General features: G+C 62.1%; 1 protein-coding gene. It reads right to left on the minus strand.

Annotated features, from left to right (window positions below):
- Positions 1-574: 574 nt before the first annotated feature.
- A complete protein-coding gene (locus tag LQV45_RS30530) occupies positions 575-1,042 on the minus strand; it encodes a hypothetical protein (protein WP_230010987.1) in 468 nt (155 codons plus the stop codon).
- Positions 1,043-1,669: the final 627 nt, after the last annotated feature.

Below are 1,669 nucleotides of genomic sequence, written 5' to 3' on the forward strand. Positions count from 1 at the left end.
GCAGCTATGGTGGCCTTCGTTATGCTTGTGGCCGGCTTTTTCCTGGTTCGGGGAGGGCTCCGGTTGAAGCGCGTCCGGACATCGGCCGCGGAGGACCGGCGGCGTATCGCGGCGGGTCTTCCCCTGGACCCAGAAGACCCCGAAGACTAAATAGGCAGGGGCAGATAAGCCGCCCCCGGGGGAGAATCATATTCGTCGAACTCTGCCCCCGGTTCCGCCGATCGATTGCCCCTACGTCCCGAGGCCAGGACCCGTTCAACTTCGAGGTCGGCCAGATCGAAGACGCCTTGCAGCTCTGCCCGGGTGAACGCCAGATTCAGGATCGAGCGCTCATGGGCGAAGAACCCGTCGGCATCATCGACGGTCCAGTTCTAGCTGCACGGTACCTCGAACCAGTTGACCTTTACACGCCCGGGCTGTTGCCCGGCGCGGCGCCGGACGGGCCCGGATCCCTGTAACGGCGAGGACTTCGGCGTCCAGTCAGTCGAAACCGGGGAGTGCGTATCACCGGGTCCTAATCTGCAGACTCTGCACTTGGATTGATGCAACTTGACATAATGTTGATTATCGGCGTTTAGATCTTGTGCGGTGGGAGGCCCTGGACCGGGCCTTGAGGTGGAGGAAGGCTGGCCGAAATGTTGCTCTGGGCGGCGGCATCTTCGTCACCGAGGTCTGAACTCTCTGCGGGAGGAAAGAAAGCCCGAGCCGGCAGTAAGAGCCCGGTCAACGAAAGAGCGATGAAGACGACCTGGTGGATATGGTCAGTACCCGGCGGAAGCTGACCAATCAGGTGGGCGGCCCAGAACAGCGGGTAGAACCAAAGTGCGTACCACGCCCACGGTTCGCCTCGCCGATATGGCACGAGCACGATAAGGCCACCAAAAAGTCCCAGCCCGAACGAGGCGAGACCGTTCGCCCGATACAGCCCCACGTCTGCGCCCATCGGAACGGCAGCGACAATCGCGCCGAATACCAGGAGGCCCGCGCTGACAATTGCCAGACAGATCCGGCCGATCAGTAACGGCCACTTTCTCTCATGCACGAGGTCAGACTAACTGCCCCAGGTCAGTGCTCGGGCTTAGTCGTTGTTTTTAGCCGTGAGGGTTACACCCGTTCGCAGGTTGACGTAACTTGCGGCGTGGTGAAGTGGCGTGGCTCCGAGGCGTCACCCAACCTCCTGCGGGTCAGTCAAGCTAACGCCCCGACTCGATCAGCGGCAAACAGGCCATCAGGCCAATTCTTCCGTAGTGTACCGACGGGCGTACTCCCCCGCCGGCTCTCACTCAGGCCGCTTCGCCGCAGCTTCTGGCCGGGGTGTCAAGGGTGGTAGGCTGGCCCCAAATTCACCACTTTCACCACTTTCACCTACTTTCACCCTGGAGGTCCCGGTGCGGAACCCGTTCAAGCCCACCGCAGGAGCCACACCGCCGGACTTGATTGGGCGGGCCGGGCTCTTGGATGAATTCGAGTACGGCCTGCAGCAAGGCTCGGGAGCACCCGGGCTTTTGACCATCATCACCGGATCCAGAGGCATCGGCAAGACAGTCATGCTGAGCGCCGCGGAACGGATCGCGGGAACTCACGGCTGGGCGGTAATCTCCCGAACAGCAAACCCCGGTTTCCTCGCCGGAATCGGCGACGACATGCTCCGGCTTGTCGAGGAACTCGG

The organism is Microbacterium sp. Bi128 (genome assembly GCF_918698205.1).